Source organism: Bombilactobacillus sp. ESL1202, from assembly GCF_058107125.1.
Map to the genome: position 1 here is coordinate 1,162,228 of NZ_CM176590.1, position 12,775 is coordinate 1,175,002.

Sequence of the window (12,775 nt, forward strand, 5' to 3'; positions counted from 1 at the left end):
AACTCCTTTTAAATTAAACAAAATAACTTTTATCTATCTAGTTTCAGTTTAACCGAACCAATCAAGTTTGCAACAGCTTTTCTGAAGTCGTTAATCGAGCAAATGATGAAACGTGTTTCTGATTTTTTGAAAAAAACCTTGAATTTTAGAAACAAAATAGTAAAATGTTTCTTGTAAACGTTATCTAAAAGCGCTTTAAAGGTTGAGGAGATAAATATGACTAATAAATCACAATTACGTTCAGATTTTTTGTGGGGTGGAGCAGTCGCTGCTCACCAATTAGAAGGGGGCTGGCAAGAAGGTAATAAAGGTGTCAGCGTAGCTGATATCATGACTGCCGGTGCTAATGGTGTTCCCCGCAAGATTACTGCTGGTGTCCAAGACGGTCTGTACTATCCAAATCATGAAGCGATTGATTTTTATCATCGCTATCCGGAGGATATTAAATTATTTGCCGAAATGGGGTTTAAGTGTTTTCGGACATCGATTGCGTGGACTCGGATTTTTCCTAATGGGGATGAAGAACAACCTAATGAAGCTGGCTTGAAGTTTTATGATGACTTATTTGATGAGTGTTTAAAATATAAAATTGAACCAGTGATTACTTTGTCACATTTTGAAATGCCATATCATTTAGTCGAAGAATATGGTGGTTGGCGCAGTCGTAAAGTAATCGATTTCTTTTTAAAATTTACTGAGACGGTCTTTAAACGTTATCAAAATAAAGTTAAATACTGGATGACTTTTAACGAAATTAATAATCAAACTGATTACAAAAATGATTTTTCCATGATGACGAATTCTGGTTTAATGAAACAACCAGGAGAAAATATGGAAAAGACCATGTACCAAGCAGCGCATTATGAATTAGTAGCTAGTGCTAAAGCAGTTCAAATGGGTCATCAAATTAATCCTGATTTTCAAATTGGTTCGATGATTGCCATGGTGCCCTTGTATCCCGCTAGTCCTAAACCTGCTGATATGTTAAAAGCCCAGCGCGCTAACCAAGCACGTTATTGGTTTGAAGATGTGCAATCTAATGGTCGTTATCCCGCCTGGTTACGGGCTTATCAAGCTAATCAAGGTTGGCAAATGGATATCACTGCTGACGATTTAAAAGAGTTAGCAGCAGGAACCGTTGATTATATTGGTTTTAGTTATTATATGTCACGGGCAGTCAAGGCTAAAGCGGATGAACCTGCTAATTATCATTATGATGAAGACCAAGACGGTACACTAAATCCATATGTTAAAGCGTCAGAGTGGGGTTGGCAAATTGATCCTGAAGGTTTACGTTACGCCATGAATTGGTTGGCTGATCGTTACCATAAACCACAATTTATTGTTGAAAATGGTTTTGGAGCAGTTGACCAAAAAGAAGCTGATGGTTCAGTTCATGATCAATATCGGATTGATTACCTACGGGCACACATTGAACAAATGAAGTTAGCTGTCCAAGAAGATGGGATTGATTTAATGGGTTATACTCCGTGGGGCTGTATTGATTTAGTTTCTGCCGGTACGGGACAAATGTCTAAACGTTATGGCTTCATCTATGTTGATAAAGATGATGAAGGTCATGGAAGTTTAGATCGCTCCAAAAAAGATTCTTTTGCTTGGTATCAAAAAGTTATTGCATCAAATGGGGAAGATTTAGATTAAAAAGGGGGCGTGAAAAATGGCTGAAGAAAAGTCGAAAAATAGTTTTTTGACGACGAAGTTGATTCCATTTTTCCAAAAGATTTCATCTGCTAGACATATGGTTGCTTTACGTGATGGGATGGCAGCGGCAATTCCAATGATCATTATTGGCTCAATTTTTATGATTATTGCGCAATTTCCAATTAAGGGCTATCTAGCTTTTATGGCGCACACATTTGGGCCTAATTGGGCAAATGTGGTTCAATATATCACTAACGCCTCATTCCATATTATGGGTCTCATTGCTGTGGCGGGTATTTCTTATAACTTAGCTCGGAGTTATAAAGTTGATGCTTTTTCGGCCATGATTGTATCAATCGGGGCTTATATATTAACTATTCCGTTAAAAACGGATAAGGCTGGCGATTTGTGGGTACCATTAAAGCAATTAGATTCATCAGGGTTGTTTATTGCTATCTTAGTTGGCTTGTTCATTACTGACTTATATGTTTGGATTGTTCACAAGAATTGGACGATTAAAATGCCAGCTAGTGTGCCACCAGCTATCAGTAATTCATTTTCTTCCTTGATTCCAGGTGCTATTTCTTTGTTAGTAGTTTGGCTCATTCGTTTGGGTGTTGAAGCAACACCAATGAAGAGTATTCCAAATGTGATTACCTTCTTCTTACAAAATCCATTGAGTCATTTGAGCAACACTTTGCCAGGAGCTTTGGTGGCTGAAGGTTTAGTCTGCATTTTATGGATTTTTGGGATTCATGGTTCCAATACGGTTGCTGGGGTGATGCAACCAATCTGGTTAGCAGCGATGGCACAAAATGCGGCCGCTTTAAAAGCTGGTCATGCCTTACCAAACATTGTTACTCAACAATTCTTTGATAATTTTGTGCATATGGGTGGTTCTGGAGCTACTATCGGTTTAGCTTTAATGATTGCCTTTATGTCCAAGAGTAAAGAATATAAAACTTTAGGTGAACTTGTAGTAGGGCCTGCCATCTTTAATGTCAATGAACCAATTATTTTTGGTCTACCAATCGTCATGAATTATAAAATGGTAATTCCATTTATTGTTGCTCCTTTAACCAATGTTACAGTCACTTATTTAACAATGAAGTGGGGCTGGGTTGCCAAAACAATGGGCGTGATGGTTCCTTGGACAACACCGCCAATTATGTCTGGTTATTTAGCAACTGGTCACCTTTCAGGTGCAGTATTACAAATTGTTAATATTGTGTTAGATACCTTAATTTATTACTTCTTCTTTAAGAGTATGGATAATCAAAAAGTAAAAGAGGAAAAAGCAGCGCAAAATGCTTAAATTAGTGGTTTAATATAAGTATCTAAAAGTTTAAAGGAGAATTAATTATGAGTGAAAAGACAATTATGTTAGTCTGTGCTGCTGGTATGTCAACTAGTTTATTAGTCAGCAAGATGCAAAAAGCAGCTGAAGAAAAGGGCGTTGATGCTAAAATTTTTGCCACAGCAGCAGCAGATGCTGATTCTAAAATTGAAACTGAAAAACCAGATGTTTTAATGTTAGGACCACAAGTTAGTTACATGTTAGATGATTTTAAAAAGCGGGTTTCTATTCCGGTTGAAGTTATTAATATGCAAGATTACGGAATGATGAACGGTCCCAAAGTTTTAGATGAAGCTTTGAGTTTAATTCAATAATAAAAGGATATTTAATTAATGAGTGAAGAAGAAAATTTGCAAACTGTCATGGGTTTAATCATGAATGGTGGTAATGCTAAAAGTGCGGCCTTTGAAGCTATTAAGGCTGCTAAAGTGAATGATTTTACTACGGCTGATGCTAAGCTGAAAGATGCTGATAAATTTTTAGCAGAAGCTCATAATTCACAAACCGGAATGCTAACAAAAGAAGCTAACGGTGAACATGAGCAAGTTACTTTATTAATGGTTCATGGACAAGACCATATTATGAATGCGATCACTTTTCGTGATTTAGCTGGTGAAATTGTGGATTTATATAAGCAATTAGCCAATAAATAATTGTCATTCATAAAAAATGAGGTTGAATTACAATATTGATTAACGTTGCAATTTTTGAAACATTAATCTTATTGATTCAACCTCTTTTTGATTAGTAGAAAGAAGGGCAGATAATTCTTGGAACAATTGACAGCCACACAACAAAAAATTTATCAATATATTCAAAGCCACAAAGAACAAGTCAAAGATTTTAGTTTACGCCATTTAGCTGATGAATTAAAAGTGGCACCAGCTTCTGTTTTGCGAATGATTAATCGCTTAGGTTATCATCACTATTATGAATTCTGTCAACAATTACAACAAGAAGTGGCTGATCAAGGTCGGGTTGATGATATTACCTATCAAGCGCACAATTATTTTTCTGATATGGAAAATTATGATCAGAAAATCACGCAATTTTTACAATTAATTCGATCTGATACCATTTTTGTTTTTTTAGGAGTTGGAACTTCTGGCGATTTAGCAGGTTATGGTGCTCGACAATTTGTCAATAATGGTCGCGAAGCATTCGTGATTTCTGATCCATTCTATCCGATTCAACTAGGCCATAATGATTTGAAAAATCATGTCTTGATGGTCTTATCAGTGAGTGGTGAAACAGAGCAAACGTTAGAACAAGTCATTAGTTTTCATGATCAAAAGGCGACGATTATTAGTATTACTAATAACGAACATAATTCTTTGGCCAATTTAGCAGATTTGAATTTTTCCTATCATATTGATGAAAGAATCATTGGCCAGTCAATTAATTTAACTAGTCAAGTGCCGGTTGTTTATTTACTAGAACGCTTGGCTCAAGCAGTCAGACGCTGCCAAGGTTTGAAAACCAGCAGTGATCACTAATATTGAGCTGGCCATTGTAATTGAGCAATAGCTTTTGCAGGTGTTAAATCTGTTTTTTGAGCTAGGCCCTGGTCTAAGGCGCTTTGGGCTACCGCTTGGGCAATGATTTTAGTAAATTGTGGTAATTGATTGACGGCTGGTAAGATGCCAGCACCGCGTTTTGTTGGTTGAACTAAATCACCTAATGCATGGCTAGCAGCTAGTAACATGGGCTGATTGACGATTTGAGCTTGGACACTTAAAGCACCTAAACCGACCCCGGGATAAACTAAAGCGTTATTGGCTTGCCCAATGTGATAAGTCGTACCTTGATAGTTAATGGGCGCTACCGGAATACCCGTGGCGATTAGAGCTTGACCATTAGTCCAGGTTAGTAAATCTTGAGCAGTGGCTTCAGCACGTTTGGTTGGGTTAGACAGTGGTAAGATAATCGGGCGCTTAGTATGGGCGGCCATTGTTTGAACCACTTCTTTAGTAAACGTCTTAGGTACTGTAGAAGTACCAATTAAAATTGTTGGTTGAACTGCTTGCACGATATCTTTTAGAGTGATTAATTGTTCAGAATTGGAAAATTCTGGTCGATTACGAGTAAATTGGGTTTGACCAGTTGTTAAGTTTGGCGTATCACTAAATAACAGTCCTTGTTGATCAACTAAGTAAAAACAGTTTTTGGCAGCTGTAGCACTTAAACCGTTGTTTAATAATTCGGATTCTATCATTTGCGCAATGCCAACGCCAGCGGTGCCAGCACCAAAAATGAGAATTTTTTGATCAGCCAAAGAAGCCTGTGAAATTTTGAGAGCTCCTAAAATACTAGCTAAGACAACAATTCCAGTTCCTTGAATATCATCATTAATGGCTAAGATTTGCTTTTGATAGTGGTGTAATAAAGTGGCGGCGTTTTGCCGACCAAAATCTTCAAAATGAATTAAGCATTGCGGAAATAGTTCTTTAGTTGCTTGGACAAATTGATCAACAAATTGATAGTAAGCCGAGCCTTGAATTCTTGCTTGCCGATTACCCAAATAGAGGGGATCTTTTAATAAAGATTCATTATCAGTTCCGACATCTAACATTACTGGCAGAACTTGAGCGGGATTAATCCCGGCAGCAGCTGTATAAACCATAAGTTTGCCAATTGCGATTTCGATTCCATTGACTCCCCAATCGCCAATACCTAAGATGGCTTGAGCGTCAGTCACGACGATGAGTTTGATTTCTCGTCCTTGAGCAGCGTCGCGAAGGGCTGTTTTGGTATTTTCAACATCATTGATTGATAAAAAAGCTGCGTTTTGCGGTTGAATAAATAAGTCTTGATAATGCTCAATGGCTTCGGCAACCGTTGGATCATAAATGATGGGCATAAACTCCGCTAAGTGATGTTGCATTAAGTAAAAGAAAAGAGTGCGATTGGTGTTAAAGATATTCATTAAAAATAAACGTTGCTCTAAAGCGCTAGTCTTACTTTTAAATTGTTGATAAGTTTGTTGAGCCTGTTGCTCAATAGTTTGGACTGTTGGTGGTAAGCTACCTAATAAATGATATTGTTGCCTTTCTGCCTGAGTAAAGGCTGTTCCTTTGTTGAGAAATGGATTATTTAAAATGTTTATCGGTGCTGTCATCTTGAAGCCTCCTAATATTAAGTGTTTTAATGTTAGTTTAAAACTAAGACGAAAAAAGTCTAGATAATTTTCCTTTAATATAGGAAAAATCTATCTAGACTTTTTTGATAATTATTTTTGAAATTAAAGCTTACTCGCGTCCTAATTGTGATTCTTCAAAACGCTTGTTACCTTTATATAATTCTACAATGGTCCAAATTAATAAAGCTAACACTAAAACGATTAAAATATAAGCAATGATATTAGCTTGACTTAATTGGGCTGCTGTTGGGTTTGCACCGTAGAAACCAGCGATTGAATCAGGTAAACCTTTTAAGTTTAAGAAGGTTAAACCAATAACTGAAACCCAACCTAAAATTTTGACCCACATGGAGTTCTTGAAGCGTTCGCCCATTTCTACTTTACTATCGGTAAACATTAGTAATGGTAGCATGGAGAATGGTAACGCGAAAGCTAAGAAGACCTGAGAGTTATTCATCAAATCATTTAAGGCTGCGTGTTGTTGAATTGGTGTTTGACCACCGGTCATCATTACACAGATTAAAACAGGAATGACGGAAATAATCCGTGTTACTAACCGCCGTAACCATAACGGCATTTTCATATGAACGAAGCCTTCCATAATAACCTGACCGGTTAAGGTACCAGTAATTGTAGAGTTTTGACCAGAAGCTAGTAAAGCTACTGCAAATAAGGTTGATAAGATACCAGTCTTAGCAACAGCAATTAAAATGCCATTACTTAATTTAGAAGTATCAGATAAAGCTTGGTATAAACCGAAGAATGATGGATCTTTAACGGCACCAGTCTTGAAGACCGCTACACCAGTAATTAATAACAAAGCATTAACAAAAAAGGCGAAAGTTAATTGAATGTTGGAATCCCAAGTCGAGAATTTCACAGCATCGGCAATTTCTTCTTTCTTACTGTGATCAACTTTACGGGTTTGAGAAACGGAAGAGTGTAAGTATAAGTTATGTGGCATAACTGTCGCACCAATAATACCTAACGCTCCTTGTAAAGGACTCATACCGTTGATTACGGGGTGAGATGAAAATGCTTGAGCAGAAGGAACTAAACCTTTTAAAATTCCACTCCAATCAGGATCAGATAAAGCAACCTGATAAACAAAGATGACTAAAATGACTAAAATTAAGGCCACGACGATGGCTTCGATTTTGCGAAAACCAATTTTGGTCAATAACAGTAAAACCAAAACATCTAGTACCGTAATAAAGACGGCAATAACTAACGGAATGTTGAATAAGAGGTATAAAGCAATTGCGGCGCCGATAACTTCAGCGATATCGGTGGCCATAATGGCTAACTCTGTCAAGATCCATAAAATAACACCCAAAGATTTACTTGTCCGTGCCCGAATAGCTTGAGCTAAGTCCATTTGTGTCACAATGCCAAGTTTAGCCGCCATGTATTGTAAAAGCATAGCAATTAAACTTGAAATTAAGATGATGGACATCAATAAATATTGGAAATTCTGACCGCCAGTAATGGACGTTGACCAATTACCAGGATCCATATAACCAACAGCAACTAATGCTCCTGGTCCTGAATAAGCAAATAATGTGCGCCAAAAGCCTTTACCATGGGGAACTTCAACCGTACTGTTGATTTCCTCCAAGGAAGGACCATTGGCATATTCTATCAAATGGTGTTTTTTCTTTGTATTTTCAACCAAAAGTATTCCTCCTCATGTTTTTCCAAAAAACAATGATACTCCTACTTTCGTCAAAATTAAACCATAAATTAGGTTAACTTAAAAAAACATTTTATTTGCTATTTTCAGAAAGGGGTTTAATAATATGGCTAAATATGGGCTAGAGGGGGGATTTGATGACTGTTTCACACCAATTATCGCAAGCTCAACGGCGGGCATTTATTATTACTTTATTAATTGGAACTTTTACCATGTCGATTAGTCAGTCTTCATTATCAACCGCTTATCCGACTTTAATGCACTATTTTTTAGTGCCGACAACAACGATCCAATGGTTGACAACGGGTTTTATGTTAGTAATGACGGTGATGATTCCTGTTAGTCCGTGGCTCTTAGCTAATGTGAGGTTTAAGCCGTTATTTTTAAGCCTTCTAGCAATTTTTGATGGCGGAACGGTCGTCATTATTTTAGCGCCCAATTTTTGGTGGATGATGTTGGGCAGAGTGTTAGAAGCCATTGCTGTCGGTGTTTTGTTTCCAGCTTATCAAACTGTTTTATTACAAATTACACCCAAGAAACAACGGGGAGCAGTCATGGGAATGGCCGGTTTGGTGATGGGTTCAGCTTTAGCGGTTGGTCCCATTATTTCCGGAATTATTTTGCACTTTTTTAATTGGCGAAAAATCTTTCTTTGCTTTGCCTTGATTGTAACCATCGTGTTTTTCCTTGCTTTTAAAACAATTACTAGTCCGTTAGAATTGCATCCGTTTAAACTAGATTTAATTTCGTTACTATCATCTGTCAGTTTGATTGGCTTACTCTATGTTTTAACGCAATGGGGGGAAACTTTGACTTGGACTTTTAATTTAACGGGACTTTTGGTTGCTAGCTTAGGGGGATTAGCGGTTTTTATTTGGCGACAATTAAGTGTACAGCAGCCGATGCTACAATTACGCGTTTTAAAAACTTTTAACTTTGATTTAGCATTGATTTTAACAGGAAGTTCGTATATTGCGCTTATTGTTGTGACAATTATTTTTCCGCTGTATTATCAAAATGTGTTACATTTATCAGCTTTTCTTTCGGGTCTGGCTTTGGTACCAGGTGCATTAGTCTTAAGTTTCTTGAATCCCTGGACGGGAAAATTAGCCGATCACTTGGGGTTTAAACCAATACTGTTAATGGGGATGGGCATGATTGTTATCGGCTGGAGTTTATTATTTATTTTGAAACAGCAGTTGAATGTCTTTTGGCTCATGCTCTTAGCAGCTTTAATTGAAGGCGGTAATGCTTTTGTGATGATGCCCGCTGTGACGATGGGAGCTAATGTTCTACCAAAAAAATATCTAGCTCATGGAACGGCTGTGATTACGACGGCACGACAAATTGTAGGCTCTTTCGGCGTAACAGTAGCAACTTTATTATTAACTTTACCCGCGGCTGGAAAAACTCATTTATTGCGGCAACAAAATCAATTTCAATTGGTGTTCGGGGTGTTTTGGTTGCTTAGTTTATTGGGCTTTTTAACGGCCTTATTGATTAAAGATCGAACGAAAGTGGAAATCCGATAGCAATAATTGAAATTGAGACAAAAAAATGTTCGCCATTTTTTAATTGACGAACATTAATTGATGATTGTATTTCAAAAGTAGTCGGTTAACACTCAATTTCTAAACGACTTTTGTCAAACCCTTGCAGTAACTGTAACGTTATTTTTCTTTTCCTAAAGGCGATAACATTGCGCCTAAACCAGCTAAGGTTCTGATAATACCAGCGATTAAAATAACGACTAACATTGGTTGACCATGATCCAGTAAAAAGCCACCAAACCAAGATCCGACAGGAATTGAAGCATACGACACCATCCGTGTCACAGACACAACGCGACCTAAAATTTTTGTTGGCACGGTTCTTTGACGTAAAGTAAAGTAGGTAATGACATTAATATTACCAAAAAAACTAATTAGACCTAAAATACAGCCGATATAGATATAATTTTGATTAAATAGTAATAATAAGGTGCTTAATCCCGCGAATATTGTGCTATTTGACAATAAGATGCCAGCGCGAAAATGATTGACGACTTTGCTGCCGACCATTCCAGCTATTAAAGCGCCAATTCCGCCAATCGCCATGGCAATTGTTGCGTTTATTACGGGATAGTGCAGTGATTTAGTCATGTAAAACATGAAATTAGCTTCAAACATATTTAATGCAAAATTTGTAAATAAAAACATTAAGGAACCACTAAAAATTACACGTTGATGTACACTATATTTAGCTCCTTGAATGATATCATTAATCATTTTTCGCTTAATTTTTGGGGTGCTAGTGGTGCATTGTTTTTTCTGATTCGGCAGTCCAATAAGTGTTATTGCTGCTAATAAAAATGAGAATGTGTCGATCCAGAGTGCATTGCTGCCGCCTAGTAAGGTAACGATTGAGCCGCCCATTAAGGGACCTAAAATTGATAGTGTATTATCAATGGTTTGAATGGTTGCATTAGCTTGAGCAAACTTTTCTGGTGTAACAATTGCTGGAATGATACTTTGAAAGCTGGGATGGATTAAAGGATCTATTGAAGATAAAATAAACACTCCAGTGTATAGTAAGACAAAATTAATGGTTGGTTTTGATAAAATGACAATCAAGCTTAAACTAGCAACAGTAGAAAAAAGATTTCCCAGAATTAAAATTTTTTTTACCATAATTATCTGCCAAACTGCCACCAAGCAAGGAAAAAACTATCCACGGAATAAAAGAAACGCCGAAAGTAGTCGCTGCATGATAAGCGGAATTAGTTTTGTTTAAAATAATGATTGGAATGGCTAATTTAGACAGCCAATCCCCAATTGCTGAAATTAAAAAACTTAACCAGAGATAATTAAATGTTGATCTTGTTTTTTGCAAATTTTCTTCCTCCATTGTGAGAAAATTGATTTAATGAACTTAGTGTAAGAGCTAATTAAAAAAGAGGTGCAAAACTTGCATATAGTTTAAATTATGAAGATAGGACATGTATTTAAAGAGTTTAGAACCAGTAAACACATTACTTTACAAGAAGCCAGTCAAGGAATTGTCTCTGTTCCTTTTTTGTCGCGGTTTGAACGCGGACTGACGGATATTTCATTTACACACTTATTACAGTTATTAAATCGAATTAATGTACAACTTTCGGAATTTGAGTTTTTGTATCAAGAACAGAATGTTGGTAACAATGACTTGCTGCCAAATTTTCAAGCAGCTTATCAAAATGGTAATATTAGAAAGTTAAAAGAGTATGTGGCAACAATACTCTGGTAAATTTGCGGAACTGCAAGTGATTCAATTAAAAATGATGTTAACAACACTGGACGCTGGAAAAATAACAGAAGATGAATTGCGAGTTCTGGAGGATTATTTTCAAAGTATTACTAACTGGACTTTTTTTGAGTTGTATCTATTTGGTCATTCGATCCCCTTTTTGAATAAAACCTTTATGTTGAGTTTGTTTCAAGAATTGCAGAAAAAAGAAATTATTTATGATAACTTTCGTAACGACAATTTTTCGATCATTTTTTATATTTATAATAATTTGATTCTCTTTCTTTTGAAAAATAATTATTTGAGTGAAGCTGAAGCTTTAATCGCTAAATTAGAAGGTTATTTTAATGATCGTGAAAAGGATTATTATCATAAAGCACGAATTTTTAATTTAAAAGGACTTTTATTTTACTTAAAAGGTAAAAAAGAAGCGGGACTACGATTAATTAAGAAAGCTAATCTCATTTCTTATCTCACTAATCAAACGCCTACTTATTTAGATAATGAGCGACGTTATTTAAAAGATTATTTAAAACTAGAGGAAGTTTTAAGCGTTTTTGATTTTTCGGGTTTAAGAATTTAGTTAATTATTTAAGGACGTTTCATAGTATGAATTTTAAATTTGATTTGTAATTTTAAACATTTATGCTATGTTATCGTGTTTTGAGCAAACAAAAAAATGCTCGCCATGTTTAATGGACGAACATTAGTTGATGATTGTGTTTTGAATGTTGAAACGAAGTTTAGCTCAGTTTTATTTTTATTAAGAATTAAAATTCCTCATATTCAGCAGGGTTCTGGTTAGCTAAACGACCATCAGGACGATCTAAGTTAGTAATGGTCTGCATTTGTTCAGGCGTTAATTTAAAATCAAAAATGTTCAAATTTTCTTGTTGGCGACTGAAGTGGGTAGCTTTCGGAATTGGTAAGACACCTAGTTGAGTTTCCCAGCGTAAAATAACTTGAGCCACACTGTGTTTGGTATCTTGGGCGATGCCTTGAATAATCGGATCTTGTAGCATGGAACTGGCGCGACCAATCGGACTCCAAGCCCAAGTCAGAATATTTTGTTCAGCATCATATTTACGTAAGTCGCTTTCCGAAAAGTAAGGGTGTAATTCAATCTGATTCACGGCTGGTTTGACGCCAGTTTCTTGAACTAAACGATCAATATGTTCCGGTAAAAAGTTGGAGACGCCAATCGTTTTAATGAGCCCCATTTCTTGCGCAGTAATTAAAGCTTGCCAAGCTTCAACATACAAATCTTCTTTGGGGTTAGGCCAATGGATTAAATATAAATCGTAGTAATCTAATCCAGCTCGATATAATGACTCTTGAATGGTTTGTAAAGCTTCTTGGTAACGATGATGGCGACCAGGGAGTTTTGAAGAAACAATGATTTGGGAACGGTCTAAGTTACTTTGCTTGATAGCTTGACCAACTGCACCTTCATTTTCGTAATTAAAAGCAGTATCTAACAGGCGATAGCCAGCAGCTAAAGCACTTGTGATAGCATTGACCCCCGTGGCGCCGTTTAATTTGTAAGTTCCAAAGCCAATTTGTGGTAAAATTAATCCATCATAGGTAGTTAATGTGGGAATTTGCATAAGTAAACCTCCTTAAATTTAACTTCATTGTCATTATATCTAAAATTTAATTC

General features: G+C 36.4%; 13 protein-coding genes. 8 read left to right on the top strand and 5 right to left on the bottom strand.

Going from position 1 to position 12,775, the window contains the following annotated elements:
- The first annotated feature begins 216 nt into the window (after nt 1-216).
- The 5 genes from AC3B7A_RS05165 (at nt 217) to AC3B7A_RS05185 (ending at nt 4,515) form a co-directional block, all read left to right on the top strand.
- Nucleotides 217-1,662: a 6-phospho-beta-glucosidase gene (locus AC3B7A_RS05165; protein ID WP_489755069.1), complete on the top strand. Its 1,446-nt coding sequence runs from the start codon at nt 217-219 to the stop codon at nt 1,660-1,662.
- 16 nt (nt 1,663-1,678) lie between these two features.
- Nucleotides 1,679-2,977 carry a PTS cellobiose transporter subunit IIC gene (celB, locus tag AC3B7A_RS05170; protein ID WP_489755070.1) on the top strand — a complete coding sequence of 433 codons (1,299 nt, stop codon included), beginning with the start codon at nt 1,679-1,681 and terminating at the stop codon, nt 2,975-2,977.
- A gap of 47 nt (nt 2,978-3,024) precedes the next feature.
- Nucleotides 3,025-3,333, top strand: a complete 309-nt coding sequence (locus AC3B7A_RS05175; protein ID WP_489755071.1) for a PTS sugar transporter subunit IIB — start codon at nt 3,025-3,027, stop codon at nt 3,331-3,333.
- 18 nt (nt 3,334-3,351) lie between these two features.
- Complete coding sequence (locus AC3B7A_RS05180) at nt 3,352-3,672, top strand: PTS sugar transporter subunit IIA (RefSeq protein WP_489755072.1); 321 nt, start codon at nt 3,352-3,354, stop codon at nt 3,670-3,672.
- A 117-nt stretch (nt 3,673-3,789) separates the two neighbouring features.
- Entirely contained in the window at nt 3,790-4,515 is a 726-nt protein-coding gene (locus AC3B7A_RS05185) for a MurR/RpiR family transcriptional regulator (protein ID WP_489755073.1), read from the top strand.
- On the opposite strand, the gene AC3B7A_RS05190 is transcribed toward AC3B7A_RS05185, so the two are convergent.
- Nucleotides 4,512-6,137 carry a malolactic enzyme gene (locus tag AC3B7A_RS05190; RefSeq protein WP_489755074.1) on the bottom strand — a complete coding sequence of 542 codons (1,626 nt, stop codon included), beginning with the start codon at nt 6,135-6,137 and terminating at the stop codon, nt 4,512-4,514. The two genes, AC3B7A_RS05185 and AC3B7A_RS05190, sit on opposite strands and share 4 nt — an antisense overlap.
- 130 nt (nt 6,138-6,267) lie before the next feature.
- The gene (locus AC3B7A_RS05195; RefSeq protein WP_489755075.1) at nt 6,268-7,833 is read right to left on the bottom strand and encodes an Nramp family divalent metal transporter; all 1,566 of its coding nucleotides are present in this window, start codon (nt 7,831-7,833) and stop codon (nt 6,268-6,270) included.
- A 155-nt stretch (nt 7,834-7,988) separates the two neighbouring features.
- Between AC3B7A_RS05195 and AC3B7A_RS05200 the strand changes: the two genes are divergently transcribed.
- Nucleotides 7,989-9,383, top strand: coding sequence for an MFS transporter (locus AC3B7A_RS05200; protein WP_489755076.1), 1,395 nt, complete (start codon nt 7,989-7,991; stop codon nt 9,381-9,383).
- A gap of 138 nt (nt 9,384-9,521) precedes the next feature.
- On the opposite strand, the gene AC3B7A_RS05205 is transcribed toward AC3B7A_RS05200, so the two are convergent.
- Complete coding sequence (locus tag AC3B7A_RS05205) at nt 9,522-10,520, bottom strand: MFS transporter (protein ID WP_489755077.1); 999 nt, start codon at nt 10,518-10,520, stop codon at nt 9,522-9,524.
- On the bottom strand, nt 10,471-10,722 hold the full coding sequence (locus tag AC3B7A_RS05210; RefSeq protein ID WP_489755078.1) for a hypothetical protein: 252 nt from the start codon (nt 10,720-10,722) through the stop codon (nt 10,471-10,473). The genes AC3B7A_RS05205 and AC3B7A_RS05210 overlap by 50 nt, the downstream gene beginning before the upstream one ends.
- Before the next feature lie 93 nt (nt 10,723-10,815).
- Here AC3B7A_RS05210 and AC3B7A_RS05215 point away from each other — a divergent pair, with 93 nt between their 5' ends.
- Together AC3B7A_RS05215 and AC3B7A_RS05220 are read left to right on the top strand one after the other, a co-directional pair.
- Nucleotides 10,816-11,115, top strand: a complete 300-nt coding sequence (locus tag AC3B7A_RS05215; RefSeq protein ID WP_489755079.1) for a helix-turn-helix domain-containing protein — start codon at nt 10,816-10,818, stop codon at nt 11,113-11,115.
- Complete coding sequence (locus AC3B7A_RS05220; protein WP_489755080.1) at nt 11,093-11,698, top strand: Rgg family transcriptional regulator; 606 nt, start codon at nt 11,093-11,095, stop codon at nt 11,696-11,698. Before AC3B7A_RS05215 ends, AC3B7A_RS05220 begins: the two co-directional genes overlap by 23 nt.
- 187 nt (nt 11,699-11,885) lie before the next feature.
- Here the strand turns inward: AC3B7A_RS05220 and AC3B7A_RS05225 are convergent, their stop codons facing one another.
- Complete coding sequence (locus tag AC3B7A_RS05225) at nt 11,886-12,722, bottom strand: aldo/keto reductase (protein ID WP_489755081.1); 837 nt, start codon at nt 12,720-12,722, stop codon at nt 11,886-11,888.
- Nucleotides 12,723-12,775: the final 53 nt, after the last annotated feature.

Excerpts from the sequence above, each read along its gene's own strand:
- AC3B7A_RS05165 (WP_489755069.1), top strand. The coding sequence starts at position 217 with ATGACTAATAAATCACAATTACGTTCAGATTTTTTGTGGGGTGGAGCA.
- celB (WP_489755070.1), top strand. The coding sequence starts at position 1,679 with ATGGCTGAAGAAAAGTCGAAAAATAGTTTTTTGACGACGAAGTTGATT.
- AC3B7A_RS05175 (WP_489755071.1), top strand. The coding sequence starts at position 3,025 with ATGAGTGAAAAGACAATTATGTTAGTCTGTGCTGCTGGTATGTCAACT.
- AC3B7A_RS05180 (WP_489755072.1), top strand. The coding sequence starts at position 3,352 with ATGAGTGAAGAAGAAAATTTGCAAACTGTCATGGGTTTAATCATGAAT.
- AC3B7A_RS05190 (WP_489755074.1), bottom strand. The coding sequence starts at position 6,137 with ATGACAGCACCGATAAACATTTTAAATAATCCATTTCTCAACAAAGGA.
- AC3B7A_RS05200 (WP_489755076.1), top strand. The coding sequence starts at position 7,989 with ATGACTGTTTCACACCAATTATCGCAAGCTCAACGGCGGGCATTTATT.
- AC3B7A_RS05205 (WP_489755077.1), bottom strand. The coding sequence starts at position 10,520 with ATGGTAAAAAAAATTTTAATTCTGGGAAATCTTTTTTCTACTGTTGCT.
- AC3B7A_RS05215 (WP_489755079.1), top strand. The coding sequence starts at position 10,816 with ATGAAGATAGGACATGTATTTAAAGAGTTTAGAACCAGTAAACACATT.
- AC3B7A_RS05220 (WP_489755080.1), top strand. The coding sequence starts at position 11,093 with ATGTGGCAACAATACTCTGGTAAATTTGCGGAACTGCAAGTGATTCAA.
- AC3B7A_RS05225 (WP_489755081.1), bottom strand. The coding sequence starts at position 12,722 with ATGCAAATTCCCACATTAACTACCTATGATGGATTAATTTTACCACAA.